Raw genomic sequence first — 25,184 nt, 5'->3', positions numbered from 1 at the left:
AAACAGATGTGATTGAATATATTGAACGAGAAAGTAAAAAATATGCGGTTAAAGTACTTTGTGAGTTATTAGATTTACCAAAAAGTACGTATTATAACGCATTGCAAAAAAATGCAACACCAACACAATCTGCACCAGAGGGATTATTAGAAGAAATTGAACAGATTTTTATTGAAGAAGGACAACTTTACAATGCTTCCCAGTTGTATGAAATTTTAAAAATGCGTGGCTTTCAAGGAAGCTTGCGAAAAGTACAGCGTGTGTTAAAAAAAGCAAAAGTAGAAGCGCAAGAAGAAGAAAACCAGGAGCCTATTGTTAATGTTGGCTTTGAAACGACGGATGCCAATAAAAAGTGGGTACTCAATATTAGTTATGTACCAACATGGCATCAAGGTTGGGTTTATATGGCATCTATTTTGGATGTACATACAAAGAAATTAACGGGCTTCAGCTTTGATAAATCATTAAGTGAAGATTTATTTGTAGAGTCAATAGAGAAAGCATATGCACAATTTGAAATACCACCAGTACTTTACACGTCTTTACAGCCAGAGTTTATTGCTCATTGCAAAGAAGCTTGTAGTGAAAAAAAACTGCCATTACCACGAATTATTCATAAAGAATATTTATATGACAATGAATGTTTACAAGCAATCGTGCCGTTCTTAACAGGAGCAGAAAATCGACTGCGTCGAGGTCATGCCTCACTTCGCAGTTTAAAGTTAAAGTAAATAGGAATAAATAAAAAGGTGAATAGCAAACATGCTATTCGCCTTTGGTTTTTAATAAAGTTATAAAATTTAACTTTTTTGTGTCCGAATTGTTGACGTTTTATGAAAAATTATTTATATTTACTGTGTAATAGGATTTTGTGAACCTAATTACATATCAAAATCCATTTTGAGGGGAGCGATTTTAAATGAAAGCATTAGTCTATGTAGGTCCAGGTAAAAAAGAATTACGCGAAGTTGAAAAACCACATGTAATTAAAGACGGTGACGCAGTTGTTCGTCTATTAAAAACAACAATTTGTGGTACAGACTTGCACATCTTAGGAGGCGATGTACCTGCTGTTAAAGAAGGTACAGTTTTAGGTCACGAAGGGATCGGTATTGTAGAAGAAGTAGGTACAGGCGTATCAAACTTCAGAGTAGGCGATAAAGTAATCATTTCATGTGTTACTTCATGTGGTAAATGTCACTATTGTAAACAATCTTTATATGCACACTGTGAAGATGGTGGTTGGATTTTAGGTCACTTAATCGACGGTACACAAGCAGAGTACGTACACATCCCACATGCAGACAACTCTTTATACCACATTCCTCAAGGGATTTCAGATGATGCGGCTGTAATGATTTCTGATATTTTACCAACAGGTTTCGAAATTGGTGTATTAAATGGTCAAGTATCTCCTGGAGATGTAGTAGCTATCGTAGGTGCAGGTCCAATCGGGATGTCTGCATTATTAACTTCACAATTCTATTCTCCATCAAAAATCATCATGATTGATCTCGATGATAACCGTTTAGAGGAATCAAAGAAATTCGGGGCAACACACACAGTCAACTCTCGTGATGCACAAGCTGCAATGGATAAAATCTTTGAACTTACTGATGGTCGTGGTGTAGACGTAGCAATCGAAGCTGTAGGTTTCCCTGTAACATTCGACCTTTGTCAACGTATCTTATCACCGGGAGGTCGCTTAGCGAACGTTGGTGTACATGGTAAACCGGTCGAACTACAATTACAAGATTTATGGATTCGAAACGTAACAATTACAACAGGCTTAGTATCAACAAATACAACGCCAATGTTATTAAAAACATTAGAAACTGGCACGATTAAGCCTGAGGCACTAGTAACACACCGTTACAAATTTGACGATATGATTGAGGCATATGAAACATTCGGAAATGCAGCGAAAGAAAATGCTTTAAAAATTATTATTGATTTCGAATAATTAAGAATCATCGTTGAAAGCCTCTTAAGATTTAAAAGTGAATGCGAAAAACAAATGACAAATACCAGGTACTCACGATGGAGTCCTGGGTTTGCCTTTTAAAGCCGAAATTTGTTATCGATTTTTGTCGCTCCTAACATGCCCCCTATAGTAAACTTAACGAAAGATAACAAACTATTTACAAAAAAAATAAATTGATTTCATTACTCAAATACACAAAAAATACAAAAGAATCCTTCGCTAAATAAGAGTCATGGTTGGATCATTGATTGCATAGATATTTCCGTTTCTTTTAGGAAGTAGATTTAATTCAGTGGGTGGTTGCTCATTGAATGTAATGGGTACAAAAGGAATTTTGTGGTTAATTTTCTATATGAAAGTGAAAGGGTTCATTTAAAAAATCAGCAGAAGAAATAAAGGTGAGATCCCCAGATAATTAATTTTGACACATAATTGTCAAAAAATTTAAAATATTTTCAGTAGACTTCCCGATTACAGCTATTATCAAATGGGTATTATTAACAGGTTATGAACCCTATGGAGATAAGGATTAAGCACTAAGCTTTTTTAGCATAGTTGTGAAACCTCTACTAACATCAGACGACATAGCAATGGTACTGTTTTCAATTTATAGTTTAATCTCAATATTATTATTTAGATATATCCGTTTACAAGAAATATAAAAACAAAAAATAAATGAACAATATTTTTATAAAAAAAACGCTATTCCCTTTATTTATTATGGGAATAGCGTTTCTTATTAAAGTGAATGGATAGTTGCAAAGTATGGAGCCTGACCGTGACGGAAGTAGGTTAATAGGTAGCCATTTTTTTGTATTATTTTGCCTTTTATTAAATTTTGGTAATCTAAGTGATGTGGAATAACAAGTGTATGCTTGAACAATTCCTTCTCGGAAAGTTTGAAGTTGGCAAATTCTTCACCTGCGATTTCAGGATTTTCACGTAAAGCAATATAAATGGCTTTTTGTTGTTCCTCTGATGGTCGTTCTTTCCACCATAATTTTCGTGGCTGGAATTGTTGTGCCTTTAAATAATCAAGTTGCATTAAGCTTTGAATAACTTGTAAATCAGCATCTTCAACTGTTTCTAAAAACTCAAGTAAACGGCGGAATAAATCCTCAAGTTGATGTCCAATGCGTGACCATCCCTTCGTTTCCCAATACGTACCAAAATTTTGGAAGAAATCAAATGGTGTTTCAAATACCTCTGTTACTAAGTATTCAATCGTATAATCCATGCGGTGATCGTTCCAATATTTCTCTAGGACATCCTCAGCATGCTTAATACGAACAATATCTTCGAAGGTTAATACATTATTTGAAAAAATTTCATAAGGTGATAAATCCACATATGTGTAGCCAAACTTTTCAGCCTCTAAACGAAGCCCAGTACCACGTAATAATTTTAAGAATCCAAGTTGTAATTCTTCAGGTCGCATAGCAAAGACATCATTAAAAGTTTGTCGGAAGCTTGCATAATCTTCCTCTGGTAGACCAGCAATTAAATCTAAATGCTGATCAATTTTTCCTCCGTCTTTGACCATCGTCACCGTACGCTTTAGCTTTTCAAAGTTTTGGCGACGTTGTACGAGCGTATTCGTTAAATCGTTTGTCGATTGTACACCAATCTCAAAGCGGAACAAGCCTACAGGTGCGTTGTCATTTAAAAATTGAATGACTTCAGGTCGCATAATATCGGCGGTAATCTCAAATTGAAATACAACGCTTGGCTGATGTTCATCAATTAAAAATTGGAACATTTCCATCGCATAGCTTCGGCTGATATTGAAGGTACGGTCAACAAATTTAATGATACGTGCACCGTTATCCATAAGGAATCGAATATCTTCTTTTATTTTTTCACGGTTAAAGTAGCGAACACCTACTTCAATAGAAGATAAACAAAATTGGCAACTAAATGGACAGCCACGACTAGTTTCGATGTATTGAATACGTTTGCTAAGATGCGGAAGATCCTCTTCAAAACGGAATGGACTTGGTAGTTCACGTAAATCTATTTTCGGTGCCTGTGCGTGAATTCGTACCTTTCCATCCTCTAAATAACATATCCCAGGTACATCCGCTAAAGAGATTTCTCCATTTAAATGACGTAGTAATTGTTTAAATGAAGTTTCTCCTTCACCCATCACAATGAAATCGACTTCTTCAATACGGCGCAACCAATGATGGGAATCATAAGAAACTTCGGGACCGCCAAGCAAAATTTTAACATCAGGACAAACCGTTTTTAACATTTTGATTACGTGAATTGTTTCTTCAATATTCCAAATATAGCAACTAAATCCGACAATATCAGGTTTTTTTTGAAACAAATCTGATACAATATTAAAAGCGGGGTCTTTAATTGTATATTCTGCAATGATTGGATCAAATTCTGGTAAAGCAGCACCTTTTAAATAACGCAAGGCTAAATTTGTGTGGATATATTTTGCGTTCAATGTAGTTAAAATAGTATTCATGCACTTATCTCCTTTTCAACTTCTAATTGTAACAGTCAAATAGCTGACAAACAATATAATCCTTTTTGCCTATTTATTTTGTGAACAGTTCGTGAAATAATTTTAAATACTTAAATTTACTAAATTTTGTAATAATAGAATTGTACAGTCATAAAGTATAGTAAAGGCTCAAATTTGGAATTAGAGGTTTTTTACTCTTGTGAAAGGTTCGGTGAGAAAGTTGAAGCAAAATGATATGAATCAATGTTTTGGAAATCTTATGAAAAGTACTTCGTCACCAACACTTATTCTTAATAAAGCAGGGAAAATTTTAAATGTGAATGAGGCTGCTATTAAACTTTTTAACCTTAATCTAACGTATATTGGCTATTTATCAATGGACGAGCCATCTAATTTGAAATGGTCAAAATTCGTCAATCAATTACAAAGTGATTTAAGGTCAGAAGAAATATTTAATATTCGAACGGCTGGTAATGATTTTGAAATGATGTCCTTTAAATGTTTCTATGAATCGAATACAGAAGAAATTGTCGCACAAATTTCTACATTAAATGATGATATGGCCCATGAATTGTATGTTAGTCAAGAGCAGGAAAAGTCGCAATCTTTTAATGCTTATGATCACTTACCTTATGCTGTAATTGTGAGTGATGCTAGCGGGATTATTCTTGGGCTAAACAAGTATGCAGAAATGTATTTGAAAATTGAAAAATCCCAGCTTCTGCATAAAGCTCATCAACATATATTTGATTCATTTTCGATGAAAGATGGGCAGATTACAACATATCTTTCAAAGCTTATGGGTGAAAAGCATGCCAATATCCATGTTGTTGACGAAACACAAGTGAGCAGTACTTGCTACTATGAGATTTCAAGTATTTTTGATGAGTATAACAATATTATTGTCACTGTTATTAATGATGAAACTGAAAAGAAACAATTACAGCATAAAATTGAACATCAACAAGCTTTAAATGTTGTTGGACAAATGGCAGCTAGTATTGCCCATGAGATTCGTAATCCGTTAACTTCTTTAAAAGGCTTTACTGAACTGTTAAAGCTGAAAGCAGATGAGGAATCACGCATGTACTTATCTGTAATTGATAGTGAGCTACAACGGATGGAACAAATTTTATCTGAGCTTTTAGTATTGTCCAAGCCGACTAGTATGAAAGTGGAGTTAATCGAATTAGATCATGTTGTGAAACAAGTTATCGAGTTTATGTTACCTGATGCACTTATGAAAAAAATAATGATTCAATATATTTCTTCCTCTACTCAAGTGTATATTGGTGGCAATGAAAACCGCTTAAAGCAAGTATTTATGAACCTTATTAAAAATGCGATGGAATCAATGCATAACGGCGGGACTATAACTGTTGAAATGAATATTATAGACTGTGCGATAGTTGAATTGAAAGTTAAAGATGAAGGCAGTGGTATGGATTGTAAGACGATTCAAAATTTATTTCAACCTTTTTACACGACAAAATCAACAGGGACAGGACTGGGCCTTGCTTTCGTGAAAAAAGTCATTGAAGAGCATGAAGGTGTAATAGGGGTTAACAGTGAAATTCAGAAGGGGACATGCTTCCATATGCAATTTCCAATTTACACTTTTAATCAAATTGACTCGTTAGAAGTTTCTACGAAAGACTCTGCTTATTTAGTAACATAGAGAAAGTAAAAACGATTGTATAGGCGACAACTAGATACAAAATGATTAATGCTTTTGACAATGCTTTTCTAAAGTCGCTATAATGGCAATTATAACGAGCGAATTGAGAGGAAAAGGCTATGACGTCAGAAGATTTAAAGCAATCATTAAAACTATATATTGTATTATCACGTGCACATAAAGCAATTAATGAAACAACCAATCACTTTTTTCAAGCGAATGGATTAAATCCAACTGAATTTGCGGTTTTAGAGCTTCTTTATCATAAAGGGCGACAACCGTTACAGCAAATAGGGAATAAAATACTACTTGCCAGTGGATCTATTACTTATGTAATTGATAAGCTTGAAAAAAGAGGTTATCTATTGCGTGTTTCTTGTCCAGCAGATCGCAGAGTTACCTATGCAGAAATTACGGCAAAGGGAGAAGCGTTTATGGGTGAATTATTTCCAGAGCATGAACAGCATCTTCATAAATTGATGAGTGCACTGTCAGAAGAGGAAAAAGAACAGGCCATTGCATTATTAAAAAAATTGGGTTTGTCGATTAAAGATTTGTCTTATTAAAAAGAGTTGTCTCAAATGGATTTTTGAGGCAACTCTTTTAGTATGCGTAAAGCAACCGATCGAATTAGTAGTGGAATTTTTTTATTTTGCTAGGAACGTACTTGTACATTCATTTTTGATACGGTAGAAGGGCTTGAAATGACTGTATTAGGTCATTCTGATGTTTTATACTAGGCAAAAAAAAGAGGTCTTAGAAAGACTTCTAAGACCCTACACAGACTGCATATTATTTTTTAGAGATAGTAGCTGCCATTGCAAGCATTGCAGCTGTTAAATCTTGTTCATCATTATCATGAATTGTAATTTTTGAAATAAGACCATCTTTCTCAAAAACAACACCGATTACTTTATCTGTATCGAAGTGTACAACATAACTTTCAATATTTTTAACATCTTTGAAAGCTGCTAGTTCTTCAGTAGATAATGCTGCTGTATCTCCAACCGCATTCATGTAATCTTGCATAGATGTTTTCACAGCGTCATAACTTGTTTCAGAAGCAGTAGTGGTTTCGATACGCATAAATACTTCATCATTTTCGTTTGATACTAACATATCTTTACCTGGTTCTTCTTGTGAAAGTGTAAATCCTGGTAACTGTTGTACTTTATAGCCTTGATCAACGCTTTTTGATTCAGTTGCAGTTGCAGATTTGTCTTCACCTTTTTGTACGTAATTAATTTCTGTTTCTTGTTGTGGTTTAGCTTCTGCATTTGTTTTTGATTCATCGGTTGTAGGCGTTTCTTGCTCTTTGTCTACAGTTCCACTCTCAGTAGGTTTTTGTTCAGACGCTGTGTTAGCTGGTTCATTTTGTTCAGCATCTGATTCCTCTGATTTATCTGAAGTGTTACAACCCACAAATAAAACGGCTGTTAGTAATAATGCAATCATTGAAAATAATTTTTTTTGCATAAAAAGCCCTCCTTTTCTATATTAAACGTTGGTAAAAGATAAAATGTTTCCCAAAAATTTTTGTTATGATGTTAAAGGTAACACCAAAAACAATAATAGTACAAAAACGACATGAGCGACAATAACTAGCGGCATACTTTTACGCCATTCATATAAAAAGCCCCAGATTAGGCTTGCTATTAGAGAAGCAAGCATTCCAAGCATAAAGCCACTTAAAGCGAAGGAAACGGCGCATAAAAGTGCTGTGACAAGAACAGCAAAATGAGGACGCATAAAGCGTTTCATCTGTTGTTGTACATAACCACGCCAAAATAGTTCTTCACCAATGGCTACTATGAATACAAGTAAAATGTAATGCCAAATATTTTGTGGACCATAGACCGTTAAAAATTTTTGTACGGACCTTACGAACTGGTCATTAATGAATGGTGCGAGCCAATAACCCAATCGTATAATGCCATATGTGATTGTACCGTATCCGATACCAAAAAGTAAAAATTGCCAAGTAGGTAACTGATCCTCAATTTTACCAGCAAGAATAGCGATGGCAATGCATACGAGCAAGGTAAATGCATATAAGTACCAAAATACAGCCGGGTTAGCAAATGTAAAAGCAAGCATCCCATAAACGAATAATAAAGAAAGGAGAAATATTATTGTTTGTTTCGAATTTGTAAGCATAATTCGACCTCCATACTTTAATATTATCAAAAAAAAAGTCCCTTATCATCTATTAAGACAAAAAGGGACTATTCAGACTATTGGGATTCACTTGCATTTAAAATTTTGTAGCGTTTATGGTTGACGACCGTTTTCTCTTCAATCTCAAGGGAATCAAAATTCTCCATATATGTTAGATCAACGATCACCGAATTTTCATTTACTTTTTCAACAACACCTTGTAAACCATTTTTAAACTCGATAATATTTCCAACTTCAGCTATTTTCACAGACAGTCAGCTCCTTCATCGACTAATAATATACAGTTTGCATGAAAAAAAGGGAAACGTAAAGCCTTTTTTGAATAATTCATAATTAATTACACAAAATAAGAAATAAGAAGGGAATAGTAAAAATGGATAAATATGAAAATGTGCTTAAGCAATTACAAAATGGGGAAATAGAAAGTATAGAAATTGATAAAGATGAGTTTTATGAATTTCGAGAAGTACTCGTTAAACATCCTTTCTTTAAACATTTTAGAGGTGATGCGAAACAGAATGGGCGAATAATATATACGTATCTGGAAAAACCTAGAAGTTAATTTGTCGAACATTGTCGGAAGTTAATGCTGTAAGAAATGAAATATAAATGTATAATAATGGTATGATTATTTGTATGTTGGAGGGTTGTATGAATGGTCAATCTACTCTTGAAACAAATGGAACAAACTCGTGAGATGATGATTCGCTCCGGTGTAGAAAACGGATTACAAAATGCAAAAACCATTCAACTGAGCCGCAGATTAGATCAGTTAATGAATACTTATTATAGACAGACAGCATTTGAAGAAAAAGAAGATCATGATGATTTGTTTCAGTATTCGGAGTAAAAAACTTTTTAAATAGAATGTTTAAAAAGCATTTATTGGGGAACACTTATTTTGAACACAGCAACATTCTCATTTCCCCCTTTAGAGCAGTGATAACCCATCACTTGCTCTCTTTTTTTTGCTTATTCGGTATATATGCAATGCGCGAAAATTTTAGTACAAGTCAATATGAAGAGTTTGAATTATTGCACTAATTCAACTACACTGGAAACACATGAAAATTGCTATCTAATTGTTTCTAAGAACTACGAGACAGAATATAGCCTCGGAGCTGGAAATTTGTCGAAAAGCATTTATAAACAAAGGAGTACTTACATATGGGAAAAGAACGTATTGCATTTATTGGCGCTGGTGTTATGGGTGCTAGTATCATCAAACATTTATTACAAAATGGTCATGAAGTAGCAGTCTATACACGCACAAAAGAAAAAGCAGAACGACTTATAGCATTAGGAGCCAGCTGGGCAAGCTCACCTGCCGAAGCATTTAAAGATAAAGATATTGCCTTTACAATGGTTGGTTATCCCGCAGATGTGGAAGAAGTTTATTTTGGAGACAACGGTTTATTTCAAACGGCAGAAGCTGGCAATATCGTCATTGATATGACAACTTCAGAGCCGACTCTTGCAAAGAAAATTTATGCACACGCACAGACGTTGAAAGTCGAGGCTTTAGATGCGCCTGTTTCTGGTGGAGATATTGGTGCGCAGAATGGTACATTGTCGATTATGGTCGGCGGAAATCAGACTACCTTCAATAATGTTTTACCAGTTATGAGCCATTTTGGTGCAAATATTGTATATCAAGGGGAAGCAGGGGCCGGACAGCATGCAAAAATGTGCAATCAAATCGTTATTTCTTCTGGCATGATTGGTGTGTGTGAGTCGCTAGCTTACGGTTTAAAGGCTGGGCTTGATTTACCAACAGTATTAGAATCGATCTCTTCAGGTGCTGCTGGATCATGGTCTTTAAGTAATTTGGCACCACGTATGATTAAAGAAGATTACGCGCCAGGCTTTTACATCAAGCATTTTGTAAAGGATATGAAAATCGCTTTAGATGAAGCGAAAAAAATGGGTATTATGTTACCAGGTTTAGCACTTGCTTATGACATGTACGAAAAGTTAATGGATGCGGGTTATGGTGACAACGGTACACAGACACTAATAAAGGCTTATAAATAAATATTTGAAAGTTGGAATGTATGATAATTGCTTGTGCACTTCCTTCACAGAAAAGGTAAATAATATTTATGGTATTAGAAAACCCGAAGTATCATCTCAAGGGAGGATGGATACTTCGGGTTTTCATCTTTAAAGCGACTCACTACCACACAGAAAATAACGAGTTACAGCAGTATTACTCTTTATCAAAAAGTTTAGCGTCTAACGAATAACTAGAAGCACCTGCAAGTGCGAAGTATAAAGCCATTGCACCTAAAGCTAAATCTAATTCATAACCAGCTAAGCCGTCAGCTCCGATAAAGCCAACGCTAAGTTTTGCTGTAAAAATAGCAACAATCATTGTCACTGTCAGTAGAGCACCAAAAATCCTTGTACCTAAACCTAAAATAATTGCTATCCCTCCGACAAGTTCTATAATGGCAACAATATAAGCCATAAAGCCTGGAATACCAATCACATCAAAATAATCAGCTGTGAACCCAATACCTCCTTGAAACTTTTGAAAACCATGAACTGCAAATATAATGCCAAGTACGACACGTAAAATAGTTGAACCGATAGTTTGCATAGTTTAATAACTCCTTTTTTTTTAACTTACATTTCGTAACTTAGTTTATTTTTAAAAACAACTTTTGTCAAGTAACTAAATTTTGTTTTTGCAAAAGATTTTAGAAAAAATGCTATACTGTTATATAGGAACAAAATATAATGGAGGCAGCTAAATTGGAGCAAAAAAAAATTTGTCCACGATTTGAAAAGGCACTAAAAATATTAAATCATCGTTGGAACACCTTGCTTATTTATCAGTTACTAGAAGGTCCTCAACGATTTTCAATCATTAAAAATCAATTGAATATTAGCAGTCGTGTGTTAACGGAGCGATTGAAAGAATTAGAGATTGAACAAATTGTGACACGAACAGTTATTCCATCAACGCCAGTAGTGATAGAGTATGGGCTTACAGAAAAAGGACATGCACTTGCACCAGTTCTTAAAGCAGTTGAACAATGGTCTTCTTTGTGGGTGGACACGGAAGAATAGCGTAATGGATATCCAAGCAAGAGGGTCTTGGGTATCTTTTTTGTTAAGAAGGCATCATCATTAAATTATTATTCCAATTCTCCTTTGATTATCATGTTGGTGTTCATGCTTCCGTTCCTTTCGCTTACGGTTGAGAGGCCGTTTTTGTCCTGTTTTTTTCTGTAGGAGTGCCTTTTTGCTGTTATTCCAACCATGGAAGAAAAGTATTATTGTATAAGAAGATTGAAAATTTAATTAATTTTAAATTCTTATTAATTGTAAATGATATTAATTTTATTTAAACAAAAGGTATTTTTTAATACAGGATGGAATTAATTTAATATTATAAGAAAAGAAAAGGAGGGGTTTAATGAAGCAAAGGCCAATAGGAGAAGCACAGCACCGAAGTCAACTAGCACTCTATTTATCACTGCCAATACTGTCTTGGGCATTTTATGATTTTGCTAATACAATATTTTCTTCAAATATAAATACAATTTTTTTCCCATTTTATATGGATGAAGTTTTAGGAACGAATGAAGTGATGCAGCAAGTAGCTAGTACATTTATTTCGTATGCAAATGCCATAGCAAGCTTTTTTCTTGTAGTATTTTCACCATTATTTGGGGTATGGATTGATAATACAGGCTATAAAAAAAGATTTATCGTGTGGTTTGCATCTATTTCTATTTTCTTTACCTTTATGATGGGGATTTTTGCTAATTTAGAGTGGACAACGAATTTTTCAGGTGTACCGCTTAGTTTATTTTTAGTAGTAGCCAGTTTTGTCATTGCGAAATTCTTTTTTAATTCAAGTCTCGTATTCTATGATTCCATGATGGGAGATTTAGGGACAAAAGCAGAAATGCCACTTATTTCTGGCTATGGAGTGGCAATAGGTTATTTAGGTACAGTATTTGGGTTACTCGTTTATTTATATGTTGGCAGTAGTGATTTCCATCGTGCATTTATTCCAACAGCGATTTTATACTTATTATTTTCATTGCCATTATTCTTTATTAATAAAGATACACCGATTCCTAAAGCGCAGCGCAAGACTATTAAATTTATTGATGGCTATAAAGAAATTATCCAAACTTTTAAGGATATGAAACAATATAAAGCGATCTTTACCTTTATGATTGCTTACTTCTTTATAAATGATGCCATTGCTACGACTATTGCTATGATGGCTGTTTATGCTACTACGATTGTTGGCTTTACTTCTGGTCAATTTATCATTCTCTATTTAGTATCTACGGTGTCTACAATTATTGGCTCGCTCGCATTTGGCTACATTACGAAAGCCATAGGGGCTAAACGAGCAATTACTATGGTAGCACTATTAATGATTATTGCTTTAGTCTTTGCCGTCTTTGCTACGGAACAATGGATGTTCTGGATTGCCGGTAGTATGTTTGGCATTTCGTTAGGTTCAATGTGGGTAACATCTAGAACCTATATAATTGAGCTGTCACCGAATGAGAAGCGTGGGCAATTTTTTGGTTTGTTTGCTTTTTCGGGTAAAGTATCATCAATAATAGGACCAGCTGTCTATGGAACGGTCACATTATGGATGAAGGATTACGGTACATTAGCAAGCCGTGTTGCATTGTCTACATTAATTTTGATGACCGTAATTGGTCTAGTGGTGCATCTAAAAGTTAATGATAAAAATGGAAATAGCAAGTAGGAGAAATGTATTGCCTATGATACAATTGAATTATAAATAGAAGTTGAACAGAAAGGAGCGGGGTTGCTTTGGAACATAAAGGAATCTTATTAGAAAGTGGCACAAATGAGCTAGAAATCGTTGAATTTGAAGTAGCTAACAATAAATTCGGTATTAATGTTATTAAAGTTAAAGAAATCATTCAACCAATTCAAGTAACATTTATTCCACACGCGCACCCGCATGTAGAAGGAATTATTCAATTACGAGGTGAGGTATTGCCGGTAGTTGATATGCTAAGAGTGTTGGGTATTCAAAATGCAGTACGTAATCCGCAACAAAAATATATTGTTGCCGAATTTAATAAACAACGCGTTGTATTCCATGTAGACAACGTAACGCAAATTCACCGCATTTCATGGAATCAAATCGAGAAACCTTCAGATATGTATCAAGGTGGTACTTCACAGGTTATCGGTGTTATTAAGCAAAATGAACAAATGATTTTATTACTTGATTTTGAGAAAATTATGGTGGATATTAATCCTGATTCAGGGATTAGTGTCGATTCCGTAAAAAAACTTGGGAAACGCGATCGCTCAGAAAAGCGTATTTTAATCGCTGAAGATTCTCCTTTACTACGTAAATTATTATTCGATACGATGAATGAAGCAGGCTATGTGAATGTTGAATTTTTCGAAAATGGTCGTGATGCTTATGATTACTTAGAATCCCTAGCGAAAAGTGGTAATGATGTAACGGAGCATATTCAATTAGTTGTAACGGATATTGAAATGCCACAAATGGATGGTCATCATTTAACACGAAAAATCAAAGAACATCCAGACTTACAAAAGCTACCTGTTATCATCTTTTCAAGTTTAATTACGGATGACCTTCGTCATAAAGGTGACCAAGTAGGAGCAGAGGACCAAATTAGTAAACCAGAAATTGCAGAGCTTATTTTACGCGTAGATCAACTTATCTTATAAAGTTGGAGAAAAAGATACTTCACAATTTTAATAATTGGTATCCTGAAAGAATATTAATAAACAAAAGAAAGTCGGATACCTTTTAGGTTCCGACTTTTTTGTATAGATTAAGGTATTTCTAACACATGATAATAAAACATAGATGATTTTCCGCGTAAAGGAAGTGTATTATTTGGATCATTTGAAAACGGCTATTATTGATATAGGCTCGAATACCATTCGTTTAGTTCTTTATCAGTATGACAAAGAAGAGGGACTTCGTGAGCTTGGGAATATTAAAACGGTTGCTCGTTTGCGTACTTATTTGCAACCATCAGGTGAAATGTCTGAAGAAGGCATTCAGGTACTAACTGAAACTTTATTAACCTTTAAAGCGATGCTCGATGATTTTGAAGTTGTCGATGTAAAGGCTGCTGCCACTGCAGCAATTCGCCAGGCTTCGAATAGAGAGCAGATTATTACTTTCATGCAGGAACGGACAGGCATTAAAATTGAGTTGCTATCTGAGGAAGAAGAGGCATATTACGGCTATGTTGCTGTAGCACATTCCATAGGTACGCGATCTGCAGTGACCATTGATATTGGTGGCGGTAGTACGGAAATAACACTCTTTGAAAATAAGCAGCTAAAAAAAACACATAGTTTTCCATTTGGCACTGTTTCTTTAAAGCAGCGTTTCGTGAAGGGTGACATTTTGAACAGCAGTGAAAAAAAAGAGCTCATTGCGTTTGTGAAGGAGCAGTTCACATCACTTCCTTGGATTCAACATGTAGGTTTACCGATCATTGCTATTGGCGGTAGCGCGCGAAACATTGCTCAAGTCCATCAACAACAGCGTGACTATCCTATCGCAAGTGTACATGGCTACGAAATACCAAAGCAGGATTTAGAGAAGCTAAGTATGTTTCTAGGAAATTTAAGCTTTAATGAATTGAAACAGTTAGATGGACTATCCTCTGACCGTGCCGATATTATTGTGCCGGCATTAGAAGTTTTCCGTGTACTAATGGAGGTTGTAGGTAGTGAAGTGTTCCAGCTAACGAAAAAAGGATTACGTGAAGGGCTTATTATTCACCGTATTTTACAAACTGATGAAAATGCTTTTGATAAGTACAATGTATTTGAGGGAAACGCTAGACGGCTAGCAAGGCAATATGGGCGTACCGAGGCAGAAGTTGATTATTTAATGCATTTGGCAGATCAATTATATCGTGAGTGCTGCCATTTAAGTTATTTGCCATTTGACGTTGCGGATTTGCAATTAGTAAGGAAAGCAGCAAAGGTATTTAATATTGGAGAATATATAGAATTAAGCTCTGCTAGCCAACATACTTTTTATTTAATTGCCAATCAGTCTATTGATGGCTTGAATCATAAAGAACGTGTAAAATTAGCACTTTTAGCTTCGTATAAAAATAAAGATTATTATCAGCGATTCGCTGCACCATTTACGGAATGGATAAGTCGTGAAGAATATCGAAAAATACGTGATCTTGGCGCGCTGTTAAAATTTGTCTATTCATTAAACGTATCAAAACGCAATATTGTCCATGCAATTGAGATGCATAAAAGGGAAGGCTTTGCACAACTTGACGTCTATGTGAAAAATAATGCTGCCGCTGAAAAATATCAAGCAAATCGGCATAAAAAGCATCTAGAGCGCACATTAAAGATACCTATCCAAGTAAATTTTATTGAAGAAGGGTGGAAAAATAATGACAACCGAAATAACGAACGATCGCATATACGAAGAAGAACATTCAGAAACATATAACCGATTACTAGAGGAAATTGCAAAGCCCCAATATTATAATAATCGGGAATTAAGCTGGCTTGCTTTCAATGAACGTGTTTTAGAAGAAGCGGAGGATGTAAATAATCCTCTGCTAGAGCGTTTGAAATTTCTAGCAATTTTTAGTTCGAATCTAGATGAATTTTTCATGGTACGTGTGGCAGGTCTTCAGGATCAGGTACGTGCTGGTTTTCATAAGCCCGAAAATAAATCTGGTTTAACACCGAAAGAGCAATTAGCAAAGATAGCAGAGCGCACGCAAGCTTTAGTACGTCGACAAACGGAAGTGTATCGACATTTAATTTATGACTTGCTACCACAACATAATGTACATATTGCAGACATGAAGGATTTAACAAGTACACAAAAAACGTTCATCAATGAAATGTTTGCTGAAACAATCTTCCCAGTTTTAACACCGGTAGCTGTTGATGCTTATCGTCCTTTTCCAACTCTTCTAGGTAAGACATTAAATTTACTTGTATTATTAGAGCAGGATGAGCCTAATTCAGAAAATCATGAAAGAGTAGCGATTGTTCAAGTACCATCTGTCTTGGATCGTTATATTAAAGTTCCTTCATCGGAAGGAGAAACCGTCGTTGTTTTGCTTGAGGATGTCATTGTAGCGCATATTGAAAAACTATTCTATGGCTATAGTGTTAAGTCAGCACAGGCCTTTCGTTTAACACGTAATGCAGATTTAACGATACACGAAGAAGGCGCACGGGACTTACTGGTGGAAATAGAAAAAGAGCTGAAGAAACGCAAATGGGGTGTAGGAAGTCGTCTAGAAGTGCGTGTAGGGGAAATGAATGAAGAGGTACTGGCTTACTTACTAGAGGAATTTGAAATTGAAGAAACAGATGTTTTTCATATTGATGGACCGCTAGATTTAACCTTTATGTTTTCGTTTGTAAAAGGCATTTCTGTGGGGCGTGAGCATTTAGAATACGAAAGTTTTATCCCACAACCACCATTAGATTTACAATCAGATGAAAATATTTTTGAAAAAGCATTACAGCAGGACATTTTTTTCCATCATCCATACGAGTCATTCGTACCGATTGTAGACTTCATCACGGAGGCTGCAGTCAATCCAAATGTATTGGCGATAAAACAAACATTATACCGTGTAAGTGGCAATTCACCGATTATCCAGGCCTTAAAGTTTGCTGCGGAAAATGGTAAGCAGGTGACTGTTTTAGTAGAGCTAAAAGCACGTTTCGATGAAGAAAATAATGTACATTGGGCGAAGCAACTTGAACAAGCTGGATGTCTGGTCATTTATGGTATGAATAATTTAAAGACGCACTCCAAAATAACACTTGTTGTCAGCCGTCGTAACGGTAAAATAGAACGCTTTGTACATCTCGGTACAGGGAATTATAATGATGCAACCGCAAAAATTTATACGGATATGGGCATCATTACTTCAGATAAGGAATTTGGAATTGATGCAACCAATTTCTTTAACTATTTAAGCGGATATACTGAGAAGCCAATCTTCAATCATTTAGTTGTCGCACCATTCGATATTCGCGATGAATTTATTCGATTAATGGATGAGGAGATTGCTTGCCATAAGAAATACGGAAATGGTTTTATCCGTGCGAAAATGAATTCATTAACGGATAAGGATTTAATGATGAAGCTATATGAGGCATCGATTGCGGGGGTGAAGGTAGAGCTCATTATTCGAGGTATTTGTTGTATTCGACCTGGTATTCCAGGAATTAGTGATAATATAACCGTAACAAGTATTGTTGGGCGTTTCCTTGAGCACTCACGTATTTATTGGTTCCACCATAATGGGGAGAACAAAGTTTATCTATCTTCAGCGGATATGATGACACGTAATATGATTAAGCGTGTTGAAATTTTATTCCCCGTATATGCAAGCGAAGCAAAAGCTCGTATTATTGACAGTATGAACAAGCAATTGGAAGATACGGCCAAAGCACGTATCCAAGACTCAAATGGAAAATATCATTATAAAGAGTTTGACCGAAGTGAAGACCCCATCAATAGTCAGGAGATTTTTTTGAAGGATGCACTCAAGCCAACGCTAGATGAAGAATAACTTACATTTTGGATATTGAATTTAGCAAACACGCTACTTAGTGAGGGATATAATGAAAAAAAATAACGAGAATGTAGCGCAATTTGCAAGCTATCATCAAGTGACACAGCTCAATCCATTTGATGCAGTCGTATGCTTGAGAAAAATTGATACAACAGCGTATGAAATCGTCGATTATAATGACAAACTAGCCTCTTTTATTGAGCTACAGGACGCAAAAGCTACAAAAGCAAATTGTTTTTTTGCAGAGCAAAGCTGGCAGCAATTATTGAATATATTACAACAAGAATTTAATGTTGTGCGAATCGTAGAACTCCATATGCGATACAAATTAAGAACATTTGCAGTTAGTGTACAACAAATAGCGGACAATATTGTCGCGATTATCCTACGTGAAGAACAGAACGATTCTAAGCCGTATCTGCAATTTGTTGAACAGCATATAAGTCCTGTGATAACGACTGATTTACAAGGTCGTATTATACATCAAAATATTGCGGCTACTTCCCTCTTGCCAGATAAACAAAACTGCTTGATAGGCTTAGATATTTTTTCATTATTAGAGAGCAAGTATGTAAACGAATTTAAATTATTATTTTCAAAAACTATTGAGGGTTCCGTATTTGGTATGCCAAAATGTTTATTTCAAGGTGAATTGTTTAGCAATGAACCATTTTATTTACGTACGCATCCAACGTATTATAATGGCGAACTTGTTGGTGTGCATTTATTTGTGAAAGATGCGAATTCGTTTTTGAATGAACAAGAGGCCTTTTATTACCTAGCACTGATGGATGAATTAACGGGTATATGGAATCGCAAGGCGTTTAAAGAACACTGGCTACATCATTTGAACGATAAGAATAATGAAAATAAGCAGGCGGCGCTTATTTTAGTGGATATAGATCGCTTTAAAAAATTCAATGAATCGCTTGGTGAAGGTAAAGGCGATGAGCTAATGCGAAAGTTTAGCCAAAGACTTAATGAGCTTTGCCACTCAAGATGTTCGCTTTATCGATATAATAGTGATGAATTTATTTTCATACTAAAAGATGCGTCGATAAACAAAATTGAGCATATAGCCAATTCAATTCTAGAGGTGTTAAAACAACCATTCATGATTGATGGTCAGGAATACTTTATTAGCGTCTCAATTGGTATTTCACTAAGCCCAGCGGATGGACAAGATATAGAAACGCTTGTCCGTAAAGCCGATCAAGCACTATTTTCAGTGAAAGAGCATGGACGTTCACATTTCCGTTATTATCGAGAAGATATGACAAATGTTTTCCCGAATGAGGCATTGATGGAGGCGCACTTACGCCGCGCTATCGAATTTAATGAGTTAAGTATTCATTTACAGCCTCAAATGGATTTAAACAATAATAGTATAAATAGCTTCGAGGCGTTATTACGGTGGAATAATCGTAAATTCGGCTTTGTATCACCTGCACAGTTTATCCCTATTGCAGAAGCATCAGGCTTAATAATAGAGATTGGAGATTGGATTATTGATGAAGTGTGTCGCTATCAAAAAGAGTGGCATAAGAAAGGCTATCGACCTGTGCGTATTGCCATTAATATTTCGCCTAAGCAATTTAGAAAAGAAAACTTTGCGCGAAAAATTAAAGCAGCTTTAAAGAAATATAATGTGTCACCTGAATTATTAGAAGTGGAGATTACGGAAAGCTCTATGACAAATGTCCATGAAACGTTTTCAATATTAACGGAATTGAAGCAGTTAGGCGTTTTTGTTTCGGTGGATGATTTTGGAACTGGCTATTCGTCACTTAGCTATTTAAAACGTTATCCAATTGACATTATTAAAATAGATCAGTCATTTATTGCCGACATTGAAAAAGACGATAAAAACGAAGCTATAATTAAGGCTATTATTTCCATGTCCCATAATCTAGGGTTAGAGGTTATCGCAGAGGGCATTGAAGAGCCATCACAAGTTGCCTTTTTAAAACGACATCAATGTCAAAAAGGACAGGGCTATTTTTATAACAAGCCATTGCCCGTAGAATCTATAGTAAAAAAATATTTTGTAAGTTAATACGCTTAAATAAAACAGTAGCACTTCACTAGGCATTTTGAGTGAGTGCTACTGTTTTTTTATTTTATTTCACTGCGTTTAATGATAAAAAGATGTTTCTAGGAGCTATTTTGAAGCTTCAACTTGCATTCCGTTTAATACAACTGCTGTAAAATGTGCCATCTCAGCTACTAAATCAAAATCTTCATTATGAATTAACCAATCATACACATTCGCTCGCATGCAACGTTGTATAATGGTTTGCATTTGTGTCGCTTGTAAGTCTTTGCGAAACTCACCAAGTTTAATGCCTTCTTCAATATAAATAGTAAGGATTTGGAATATTTTACGCTGATGGCTAATTAAATAATGGTCTTTTTCCACTTGGTTGGTCATTGCAGCAGTATATACTGTCCGCAATAAATCCTTTCCAACAACATTTGCTAAATATAGCATTTGTTCTCTGTAAAGCAAAAGTATTTTTTCGCTTGCAGGCAAATTGCCATCAATATTTTTCTCCACGGTGCTATAAAAACTATCGAGTTCTTTAAATTTTTCTAAAATAACATCGTATTTAGAAGGAAAGTGTGTATAGAATGTTCCTTTTGATACATTACATGCCTTTGTAATCTGCTCAACTGATACATGCTCAAATCCATGTTTATTAAATAAATCGAGCGATGTTTTTAGTAACTTTTCCCGCGTTTCCAATGCTTTTTTTTGGCGAGTTGTTAATGAATTCATACTCCTTTTCCTCCAAATATAGATATACTATAATAATTTTCATAATATTTTTTCTGAAAATAGAAAATTTTTTAATTGACGAGATAGATTGAGTTTGATTATGATTTAAATGACAGTTGACCGCAGTCAATGACCGCGGTCATCCGATATATCTCGTTATTAATGTTACGACAAAAAAATAAAGTTGGCTAGTGTATCATCCAGCTTAATTTGTGAATTTTTAAGAAACGGGGGAATCTAATGAAAGAGAAATAAGTGGGTCTTAAATATTCGGAATAGTCGGAAAAAATATTTATCACCTTGGTACTTCCCCTAGCGTCGGTACCCGCATTAAATTGCTGAATAATTTAATGATCGGATTCTATACTGAGGCAGTAGCAGAAACAATCGTTTTAGGGGAAACAATGGGTATCAAGGCTGATATGCTTTATGAAGTGTTAAGTAATAGCTATGGTCAAAAGTCGTATTTATAAACGCAATTACTTGGAATATATGAAAAATGAAAACTATCAACCTGGTTTCTCAACAAATCTTTTATTAAAAGATTTGAAGTTAGCCAAAACCATGGCAGATGAAGCAGGTGTTCCACTTCGTATCGGCGAACAATTAATGAATCTTTACAGTGATCTATCTACAGAAGGCTATGGAGAAAATGATATGTCAGCTGCTTATTTAAGTTTAAAAGAAAAATGTAAAATCAAACAACTTTAAAGGGGGACAATAATATGACAACAGCACAAGAAGTTACAACATTAAGTCATTTCATCGGTGGTGAAATGACTGCGGGGAAAAGTGGTCGTTACGGTTTGGTATACAATCCAACAACAGGTGAGGTTATCGCAAAAGTACCACTAGCAAGCGTAGAAGAGACACGTGTGGCCATTGCAAAAGCACAGACAGTATTCCCGAAATGGCGTGATACATCAGTTGCTAAACGTACGGAGATTGTATTAAAATTTCGCAACTTGATCACTGAAAATATGGATGAATTATTACAAATTATTTGTAGAGAAAGCGGTAAAACTGTAGAGGATGCGAAAGGTGAGATTACACGAGGACTTGAATCTGTGGACTTAGCAATCGGGGCACCTCATTTAGTAAAGGGTGAGTACTCTGTAGACGTTGGCGGTCAAATAAACGCCTATTCAGCTAAATATCCACTAGGGGTTGTAGCAGCTATTTCACCATTTAACTTCCCGATTATGGTGCCATTAGCGCAAACAAGTATGGCAATTGCTGTAGGGAATGCTGTTGTTTTAAAAGCTTCTGAACGTGTACCAATGACCTCATTATATGTGAGCGAATTATGGAAAAAGGCTGGCTTACCAGATGGCATTTGGACAGTTGTAAACGGTGATAAAGATGCAGTAAATGAAATTTTAGAAAACCCTTCCGTACAAGCAATTTCTTTTGTAGGATCGACACCGGTTGCTAAGTACATTTATGAAACAGGTTCAAAATACGGTAAACGTGTTACTGCGCTTGGTGGTGGTAAAAACAATATGGTCGTGATGCCCGATGCAGATCTTGAGCAAGTAGCCAACGCATTTATTGGTGCTGCTTACGGTGCAGCGTCTCAACGTTGTATGGCAATATCTACAATTATGCCTGTCGGGCAAGACACTGCAGATCGTCTTGTTGGTATTTTAAAGGATAAAATTTCTGCATTAAAAGTGGGTTCATATACGGAGCCTGATACTGATTTTGGACCAGTGATTTCCCAACAATCCAAAGATGCGGTTTTAGCGGCAATCGATCGCGGAGAGTCCGAAGGTGCAACTGTCGTATGTGACGGTCGTGACTTAGATATTGTCAAAGAATCAAAAGGATTTTTTGTTGGTCCAACATTACTAGATAATGTGAAACCAGGTATGGAGATTTATGAACAAGAAGTATTTGGTCCAGCTCGTAATATTGTACGTGTCGATTCATTAGATGAAGCGATTGAACTAATCAATCAGCATGAACTTGGAAATGGTGTAACAATCTTCACAAACGATGGTTTTGCGGCTCGTCAATTCACTACTCAAATTGATGTTGGAATGGTTGGCGTGAATGTACCAATTCCAATTCCAGTGGGTTATCACAACTTTGCTGGATTTAAAGGGTCTCGTTTTGGCGAAGGTCATATGTTTGGTCCAGACCAAGCACGTTTCTTTACAAAAACGAAAACCGTTTCAGAACGCTGGATGACAAGTAATGCATCCACTTCATCAACATTTGCATTCCCAAGTAATAACGACTAACTACTAGAAGGAGCTGTAACTCTTAAATCAATGAGTACAGCTTTTTTTCAAAGGCTATTTTAAGCTTGGATGTTCCAGCATTATTCCTATCGTTGGTACGATCATTGCAATACTACTATTCTCACTTGGTATATAGGAGGGACAAAATGTGAATGGAAAAACAGTGTTTATTACCGGCGCAGCACGTGGAATTGGGTTATCGTTAGCACAAGCTTTTGCTGAGCAAGGAGCTAATGTTGTGATGACGGATATAAATGAAGAACGCTTGACCGAGGCAGTTGGACAAGATCCTCGGTTAACTGCATATACATGTGATGTAACTGATGAACAGAAGATTCGTGAAGCGATAGACTTCACCATACAAAAATTCGCGACCATAGATATTTTAGTGAATAATGCAGGATTCCAACATGTTTCTTACATCGAGGATTTCTCGACAGATACATTTGAATTAATGCAAAAAGTAATGCTGACTGCCCCATTTGTCACGATGAAATATGCCCTGCCATATATGAAGAAAAACCAGTTTGGCCGCATTATTAATATGGCGTCCATTAACGGCGTTATTGGTTTTGCAGGGAAGGCAGGGTACAATGCAGCCAAACATGGGGTAATAGGTTTAACGAAAGTGGCCGCGCTTGAGGTAGCAAATGAAGGCATTACTGTAAATGCCATTTGTCCGGGGTATGTTGATACAGAATTGGTACGTAATCAGTTTACTGATTTAGCTAAGATAAGAGGGATCAAGGTAGAAGAAGTACTTGAGCAAGTTCTTTATCCACTCGTTCCACAAAAGCGCTTGTTAGATGTTTCTGAAATTACGGGACTAGCGCTCTATTTAGCGAGTGATGTGGCACAAGGTTTAACGGGTCAGGCAGTCATATTGGATGGCGGTTATACAGCACAATAGGTAAGGGGGAGACGTTATGATTCAAACTAAAACAATTTTCACAGTACATTCTCCAGGAACGATGATTTATGGGCGAGATGCTTTTGAAGAAGTAGGGGTATATGCAAAAAAATTAGGGAAGAGAGCATTGATTATCAGTGATCCAATTATGGATAGCTTAGGATTTGTCAATCAATGCAACTCTTTATTAAAAACGCAAGGATTAGAAGCGGTTTCGTATTTAGGGGTATCAACTGAGCCAATTGATTCGTTTGTAACAGAAGGGCTTGAGCTTTTGCAAGCACAGGCATGTGATGTCATCATTTCACTAGGTGGTGGGAGTTGCATTGATACAGCGAAAGCCATTGCAGTAGTCGCAACAAATGGTGGCTATATCGGGGACTATATGAACATGCAAAAGCTTGCTGATAAAACACCGATTCCACATATCGCGATTCCAACAACTGCTGGTACAGGGTCGGAAGCAACGGAAGCAACGGTCATTACAAACACGTCGAATGATGTAAAAATGATGATTAAACAACCAGCATTTATGCCAACTATTGCAATTGTTGATCCCATTTTAACAATCACTTCACCGCCATCAATAACTGCGGCAACTGGCATTGATGCATTGAGTCATGCAATCGAAAGTTATTTATCACGCTTAGCACATCCATACTCTAATGTACTTGCTTTATCAGCGATGGAGTTAATCGTCAATAACATACTGAAAGTTTATGAGCATGGAGACGATATTGATGCCCGAGAAGCAATGTCTCTTGGGTCAATGCAAGCAGGTCTATCGTTCTCCAATGCTTCTGTAGTCTTAGTGCATGGGATGTCTCGTCCTATCGGGGCGCTATTCCACGTTCCGCACGGTATATCTAATGCGATGTTACTACCAGCAGTCTTAGAATATTCAAAAGATGCCTGTGTGGATCGATTAGCAGACCTTGGAAAATTTTTTAATAAAGAAGGACAGTATTTCACGCCAGAAGAACTTGCGGATTTAGCGATTGTTTCGATAAAGGACATGTGTAAAATAATGAATATTGGTAATTTACAACAATGGGGTATTGAAAAAGATGCCTTTTATGAGGCCATTCCAAAAATGGCTGCAGATGCAATTGCAAGTGGTAGCCCCGCTAATAATCCGAAAGTGCCAACGCATGAGGAATTAATAGAGCTCTATAAAATTGCTTACCATTATGAATTTTAGAGGTGGCACTAAAAAATTTTATATCGTTTTACATTGAGAGATATTCGATGATTGAATCATTGAATATCTCGTTTTTTCTTATTGTTTTTTGGTTCATCACCAAAAGATGTGATTGACATTTTAAAATGTAATATAA

At 35.8% G+C, this 25,184-nt stretch carries 24 protein-coding genes; 18 read left to right on the top strand and 6 right to left on the bottom strand.

Features of this window, described 5'->3' with window-relative positions:
• Positions 1-8 precede the first annotated feature (8 nt).
• Positions 9-731, top strand: a complete 723-nt coding sequence (locus tag ACQKII_RS01430; RefSeq protein WP_427455627.1) for a hypothetical protein — start codon at positions 9-11, stop codon at positions 729-731.
• Between the two features lie 188 nt (positions 732-919).
• Positions 920-1,963, top strand: a complete 1,044-nt coding sequence (locus tag ACQKII_RS01425; protein WP_427455625.1) for a zinc-dependent alcohol dehydrogenase family protein — start codon at positions 920-922, stop codon at positions 1,961-1,963.
• A gap of 760 nt (positions 1,964-2,723) precedes the next feature.
• On the opposite strand, the gene ACQKII_RS01420 is transcribed toward ACQKII_RS01425, so the two are convergent.
• The gene (locus tag ACQKII_RS01420) at positions 2,724-4,463 is read right to left on the bottom strand and encodes a B12-binding domain-containing radical SAM protein (RefSeq protein ID WP_427455623.1); all 1,740 of its coding nucleotides are present in this window, start codon (positions 4,461-4,463) and stop codon (positions 2,724-2,726) included.
• A 235-nt stretch (positions 4,464-4,698) separates the two neighbouring features.
• On the opposite strand from ACQKII_RS01420, the gene ACQKII_RS01415 reads away from it, so the two are divergent.
• Both ACQKII_RS01415 and ACQKII_RS01410 read left to right on the top strand, forming a co-directional pair.
• Positions 4,699-6,141: a PAS domain-containing sensor histidine kinase gene (locus ACQKII_RS01415; protein WP_427455621.1), complete on the top strand. Its 1,443-nt coding sequence runs from the start codon at positions 4,699-4,701 to the stop codon at positions 6,139-6,141.
• Positions 6,142-6,260: 119 nt separating this feature from the next.
• Positions 6,261-6,707, top strand: a complete 447-nt coding sequence (locus tag ACQKII_RS01410) for a MarR family winged helix-turn-helix transcriptional regulator (RefSeq protein WP_427455619.1) — start codon at positions 6,261-6,263, stop codon at positions 6,705-6,707.
• Between the two features lie 226 nt (positions 6,708-6,933).
• Here the strand turns inward: ACQKII_RS01410 and ACQKII_RS01405 are convergent, their stop codons facing one another.
• The 3 genes from ACQKII_RS01405 to ACQKII_RS01395 all read right to left on the bottom strand — a co-directional run bounded on the left by ACQKII_RS01405 (position 6,934) and on the right by ACQKII_RS01395 (position 8,567).
• Entirely contained in the window at positions 6,934-7,617 is a 684-nt protein-coding gene (locus tag ACQKII_RS01405; RefSeq protein WP_427455617.1) for a hypothetical protein, read from the bottom strand.
• A gap of 63 nt (positions 7,618-7,680) precedes the next feature.
• Positions 7,681-8,298, bottom strand: a complete 618-nt coding sequence (locus ACQKII_RS01400; RefSeq protein WP_427455615.1) for a CPBP family intramembrane glutamic endopeptidase — start codon at positions 8,296-8,298, stop codon at positions 7,681-7,683.
• A gap of 77 nt (positions 8,299-8,375) precedes the next feature.
• The gene (locus ACQKII_RS01395; RefSeq protein WP_427455613.1) at positions 8,376-8,567 is read right to left on the bottom strand and encodes a YkvS family protein; all 192 of its coding nucleotides are present in this window, start codon (positions 8,565-8,567) and stop codon (positions 8,376-8,378) included.
• 125 nt (positions 8,568-8,692) lie between these two features.
• Here ACQKII_RS01395 and ACQKII_RS01390 point away from each other — a divergent pair, with 125 nt between their 5' ends.
• The 3 genes from ACQKII_RS01390 (at position 8,693) to ACQKII_RS01380 (ending at position 10,353) form a co-directional block, all read left to right on the top strand.
• Positions 8,693-8,881: a hypothetical protein gene (locus tag ACQKII_RS01390; RefSeq protein WP_427455611.1), complete on the top strand. Its 189-nt coding sequence runs from the start codon at positions 8,693-8,695 to the stop codon at positions 8,879-8,881.
• A gap of 93 nt (positions 8,882-8,974) precedes the next feature.
• A complete protein-coding gene (locus ACQKII_RS01385) occupies positions 8,975-9,169 on the top strand; it encodes a Spo0E family sporulation regulatory protein-aspartic acid phosphatase (protein WP_427455609.1) in 195 nt (64 codons plus the stop codon).
• A gap of 317 nt (positions 9,170-9,486) precedes the next feature.
• On the top strand, positions 9,487-10,353 hold the full coding sequence (locus ACQKII_RS01380; protein WP_427455607.1) for an NAD(P)-dependent oxidoreductase: 867 nt from the start codon (positions 9,487-9,489) through the stop codon (positions 10,351-10,353).
• Positions 10,354-10,528: 175 nt separating this feature from the next.
• Here the strand turns inward: ACQKII_RS01380 and ACQKII_RS01375 are convergent, their stop codons facing one another.
• Positions 10,529-10,921, bottom strand: a complete 393-nt coding sequence (locus ACQKII_RS01375) for a DoxX family protein (RefSeq protein ID WP_427455605.1) — start codon at positions 10,919-10,921, stop codon at positions 10,529-10,531.
• 155 nt (positions 10,922-11,076) lie between these two features.
• Between ACQKII_RS01375 and ACQKII_RS01370 the strand changes: the two genes are divergently transcribed.
• The 6 genes from ACQKII_RS01370 (at position 11,077) to ACQKII_RS01345 (ending at position 19,968) form a co-directional block, all read left to right on the top strand.
• On the top strand, positions 11,077-11,394 hold the full coding sequence (locus tag ACQKII_RS01370) for a winged helix-turn-helix transcriptional regulator (protein WP_427455603.1): 318 nt from the start codon (positions 11,077-11,079) through the stop codon (positions 11,392-11,394).
• Positions 11,395-11,743: 349 nt separating this feature from the next.
• Entirely contained in the window at positions 11,744-13,066 is a 1,323-nt protein-coding gene (locus ACQKII_RS01365) for an MFS transporter (RefSeq protein WP_427455601.1), read from the top strand.
• A 68-nt stretch (positions 13,067-13,134) separates the two neighbouring features.
• Complete coding sequence (locus ACQKII_RS01360; RefSeq protein ID WP_427455599.1) at positions 13,135-14,037, top strand: chemotaxis protein; 903 nt, start codon at positions 13,135-13,137, stop codon at positions 14,035-14,037.
• A gap of 172 nt (positions 14,038-14,209) precedes the next feature.
• Entirely contained in the window at positions 14,210-15,811 is a 1,602-nt protein-coding gene (locus ACQKII_RS01355; RefSeq protein ID WP_427455597.1) for a Ppx/GppA family phosphatase, read from the top strand.
• Complete coding sequence (locus ACQKII_RS01350) at positions 15,753-17,909, top strand: RNA degradosome polyphosphate kinase (protein ID WP_427455595.1); 2,157 nt, start codon at positions 15,753-15,755, stop codon at positions 17,907-17,909. The genes ACQKII_RS01355 and ACQKII_RS01350 overlap by 59 nt, the downstream gene beginning before the upstream one ends.
• Before the next feature lie 52 nt (positions 17,910-17,961).
• Positions 17,962-19,968 carry an EAL domain-containing protein gene (locus ACQKII_RS01345; RefSeq protein ID WP_427455593.1) on the top strand — a complete coding sequence of 669 codons (2,007 nt, stop codon included), beginning with the start codon at positions 17,962-17,964 and terminating at the stop codon, positions 19,966-19,968.
• 105 nt (positions 19,969-20,073) lie between these two features.
• On the opposite strand, the gene ACQKII_RS01340 is transcribed toward ACQKII_RS01345, so the two are convergent.
• A complete protein-coding gene (locus ACQKII_RS01340; RefSeq protein ID WP_427455591.1) occupies positions 20,074-20,691 on the bottom strand; it encodes a TetR/AcrR family transcriptional regulator in 618 nt (205 codons plus the stop codon).
• Positions 20,692-21,041: 350 nt separating this feature from the next.
• Here ACQKII_RS01340 and ACQKII_RS01335 point away from each other — a divergent pair, with 350 nt between their 5' ends.
• The 5 genes from ACQKII_RS01335 to ACQKII_RS01315 all read left to right on the top strand — a co-directional run bounded on the left by ACQKII_RS01335 (position 21,042) and on the right by ACQKII_RS01315 (position 25,048).
• Positions 21,042-21,164 carry a hypothetical protein gene (locus tag ACQKII_RS01335; RefSeq protein ID WP_427455589.1) on the top strand — a complete coding sequence of 41 codons (123 nt, stop codon included), beginning with the start codon at positions 21,042-21,044 and terminating at the stop codon, positions 21,162-21,164.
• Positions 21,142-21,402, top strand: a complete 261-nt coding sequence (locus ACQKII_RS01330; RefSeq protein WP_427455588.1) for an NAD-binding protein — start codon at positions 21,142-21,144, stop codon at positions 21,400-21,402. The genes ACQKII_RS01335 and ACQKII_RS01330 overlap by 23 nt, the downstream gene beginning before the upstream one ends.
• Positions 21,403-21,416: 14 nt before the next feature.
• Complete coding sequence (locus ACQKII_RS01325; RefSeq protein ID WP_427455586.1) at positions 21,417-22,937, top strand: CoA-acylating methylmalonate-semialdehyde dehydrogenase; 1,521 nt, start codon at positions 21,417-21,419, stop codon at positions 22,935-22,937.
• 148 nt (positions 22,938-23,085) lie between these two features.
• A complete protein-coding gene (locus ACQKII_RS01320) occupies positions 23,086-23,847 on the top strand; it encodes a 3-hydroxybutyrate dehydrogenase (RefSeq protein WP_427455584.1) in 762 nt (253 codons plus the stop codon).
• Between the two features lie 16 nt (positions 23,848-23,863).
• On the top strand, positions 23,864-25,048 hold the full coding sequence (locus ACQKII_RS01315; RefSeq protein ID WP_427455582.1) for an iron-containing alcohol dehydrogenase: 1,185 nt from the start codon (positions 23,864-23,866) through the stop codon (positions 25,046-25,048).
• Positions 25,049-25,184: the final 136 nt, after the last annotated feature.

The sequence above is a fragment of the Lysinibacillus sp. NPDC048646 genome, assembly GCF_050272295.1.
GTDB lineage: Bacteria > Bacillota > Bacilli > Bacillales_A > Planococcaceae > Lysinibacillus.
This window is presented reverse-complemented; position numbering and strand designations above follow the sequence as displayed.